General features: G+C 36.9%; 2 protein-coding genes. One reads left to right on the forward strand and one right to left on the reverse strand.

What is annotated here, in order from left to right; all coding sequences use genetic code 11:
- Positions 1 to 127 precede the first annotated feature (127 nt).
- Complete coding sequence (locus tag ACIQZ6_RS12530; RefSeq protein WP_395811608.1) at positions 128 to 2,365, forward strand: TonB-dependent receptor domain-containing protein; 2,238 nt, start codon at positions 128 to 130, stop codon at positions 2,363 to 2,365.
- A 99-nt stretch (positions 2,366 to 2,464) separates the two neighbouring features.
- Here the strand turns inward: ACIQZ6_RS12530 and ACIQZ6_RS12535 are convergent.
- The coding region (locus tag ACIQZ6_RS12535) for an SUMF1/EgtB/PvdO family nonheme iron enzyme (RefSeq protein ID WP_395811610.1) at positions 2,465 to 3,257 on the reverse strand (793 nt) is incomplete at its 5' end.

Raw genomic sequence — 3,257 nt, forward strand, 5'->3', positions numbered from 1 at the left:
ATTCCATTATGCCTGCTCCACGTCGAAGCGCATTTGTGAAACTCGAACAAAAGAAGAATGACGACTAAATCAATCCTTAAAAAAGATTAAAGGTAAAACACTCGAGCACGACCAAGTTAAATCGGAAATGAAACACTTTTTGACTATTTTTTTAATTGCGATAACGCTTCCTGTTTTTGCTCAGAATTTAGGGGGAAAGGTTTTTAATCAAACTACGAAGGCCAGCCTTTCAGGAGTTAATATTAAACTTGAAGGTTCTACCTCTTATGCTTTTGCTTCTGATGATAATGGATTGTTTTTAAAAGATTTTTCACCAGGCCGATATAGTTTAAAGGCAAGTAGAGTGGGCTATGAAACTTATACTATTTTTCTTGAGCTTAAAGCTGGTCAATTTTTAGATCTTCAAATCCCGCTGGTTGAAACTATAAATTCACTCTCAGAAATAGAAGTGGTTTCAGCATCGAGAAGGAATACCTCTAGTTTAAAATTACCATTTGCATCTAGTGTTTTAAGCAGACCTTCTCAATCAGAAAATATCCCAAGATCTACCCCAGAATCATTAAGTATTATACCTGGGGTATTTGTTCAAAAAACAAATCACGGTGGCGGCTCGCCCTTTATTAGAGGATTGACAGGTAATCAAACTCTGATGTTGGTTGACGGTATCAGAATGAATAATTCAACCTTCAGATATGGCCCCAATCAGTATTTAAATACGGTTGATCCATTTTCTATTGATAAAATTGAGGTATTAAGGGGAAGCGGTTCTGTTCAGTATGGCTCAGATGCAATGGGTGGAGTTATACAGGTTTTTACCAAAGATCCCGGTTTTTCGGAGAGCGCAAATTTTAAAAGCAGTGTGAGTGCTCGCTATGGAAGCGGAAATATGGAAAAATCTGGGAGTTCTGAATTTGTGTATTCATCTTCAAAATTGGTTTTTTCAGGAGTACTTGGATTGAAAAATTTCGGAGATCTAATAGGTGGAGATACCACAGGAAGACAATCGCCATCGGGCTATAGTGAGTCTGATGCAAGTGTAAAGCTTAAATTAAAACTTTCACAAAGGGCAGAAATAAGTATTGCCAATCAATTTGTACAGCAAAATGATGTGGATGTTTTTCATAAGGTCAGGCTAGAAAACTTTCAGATCAATAAAATGGGTGTTCAGGGCAGGAACTTGAGCTATGTAAAATTTAGAATGCTACAATCCAGTAGGCTTTTTAATGAAATTAATATTACCGGCTCCTTGAACAATACCATTGAAGAAAGAAACAATCAGAAAAACTCAAGTTTTATTACCGGATTTGAAAGAGATAAAGTACGTTCATCCAATCTATCAGCAGAAATATTTTCTAGCCTTTCAACCTATTGGACAGCAAATAGTGGGCTGGAATATTACAGTGATAAAATTAATAGTATCCGGAATAACACCAACAGTCAGAGTGGGGCCTTGACAACACTTCGCGGACTCTATCCCAATAATTCATCGTATTTGAATACTTCCTTGTATTCTCTTCATCATTTTGAGCTGGCTGGATTTAATGCTGAAGCAGGAATTAGGTACAATTGGCTAAAGGCTTCCATATTTGACAAAGACCTTGGTCAGCTAGAAGTATCTCCAGGCGCTTTTGTTTGGAACACAGGGCTTAATTACACGTTGAAAGATCATCATGTGTATGTATCTCTGAACACGGGATACCGGGCTCCAAATATAGACGATATGGGAACATTAGGTATAGTAGATTTCAGATATGAACTTCCATCTTATGCCTTAAAACCTGAGAAAAGCTATAATTCTGAGTTAGGTTATAAGTATGCTTCAAAAAAATTGACGCTTGGCGCAGCGTTATACCGAAATAAATTGATAGACCTTATTACCAGGATTCAAACAACTCAGATAATTGATGGGTATAAAGTATATAAAAAGGAGAATACGGAAGAAGCCTTAATTAAAGGAGTTGAGGGGTTTCTTGGATGGCAGGCTAGCAAATATTTTTCATTGGATATGTTTGCATCCTTTAATCATGGGCAGAATCTATCAAAATCTGAGCCTTTGAGAAGGGTGCCTCCCTTTAACGGGAATATTTCCATGAAATATAAAATAACCAGGCTGTATCTTAAGGGCGAATTAGCTTTGGCTGATAAGCAAGACCGCTTAGCTCAGGGAGACAGAGATGATAACCGGATTCCTCGTAATGGCACACCAGGCTGGAAGGTGTTGAATATTTATTCGGGTTATTCTTTTGGTAAGGCACATGTAAAATTAAGTGCTCAAAATTTATTTAATGTCGATTATCGTACGCATGGAAGCGGAATTAATGCTGTAGGTAGGAGCTTATGGATGAACGTACAGTACAACCTCTAAGCAGATATTAGATTCTTAATTTCAACCATAAACAAAAACACCTTTATATAATACTATATAAAGGTGTTTTTAATATAATTGTTTTAAGAAATTGAATTCTTAGTTACTCTTAGCTTTTGATTTAAACTTAGTGAACTGTGGTTTTCCTTTACTGATAATTTCAGGAGCACCAACTAAGGTCATTGCTGATCGGAATCCAATTTCAGCACTTGTTTCATCTTGCTGCATGAATCTTCTTGTTGCAGGATTTAACCAATAAGCTCTGTCATTCCATGAACCGCCCTTATAAACGCGTGAACGATCGTTCACTAGGGTAGTAGTACCATAAAGACTAGTATTTACAGTATCAAGATAGCCTCTAAAATCAGATTTGTAAGGTTTTCTGGCTAGTGAAGATGAATCAACCGCGACAACATTTCCTTGTATTTCAGACCATTTTTGTTTTTTACCTGACTTTGCTGCATCTTTAATCGGGCGGCCATATTTATCTTTAGCATAAAGACCTTTTTCGCGATTAGATAATTGTTTATTTGCAAATTCATTCCCGCGGAAAGGGTTAAAATCCGAAAAATCTTCGAAGCTTAATTTTCTATAAACATCAGCGGTCCATTCGTTTACATTTCCTGCCATATTGTAAAGCCCAAAGTCATTGGGTATATAATTTCTTACAGGACCAGTAATATCAGCTTTATCATTGAGGTAACCACCTGTTCCCATGTTATCGCCTTCGCCACGTTTAAAATTAGCTAATATCATACCCTGGGTACGCTTTTTAGGTGAACGAACACCTAGGCCATTCCATGGATAAATTCTTCCATCGGCAATATTTTCATATTCAGTATTACCTGCTAAAGCTAAAGCAGCATATTCCCATTCTGCTTCAGTTGGTAAG

The organism is Daejeonella sp., from assembly GCF_044348475.1.
In the GTDB taxonomy this organism is placed as follows: domain Bacteria; phylum Bacteroidota; class Bacteroidia; order Sphingobacteriales; family Sphingobacteriaceae; genus Daejeonella.

What these genes read in the sequence shown, in the direction of transcription:
- ACIQZ6_RS12530 (WP_395811608.1), top strand. Translation starts at nt 128, where the DNA reads ATGAAACACTTTTTGACTATTTTTTTAATTGCGATAACGCTTCCTGTT.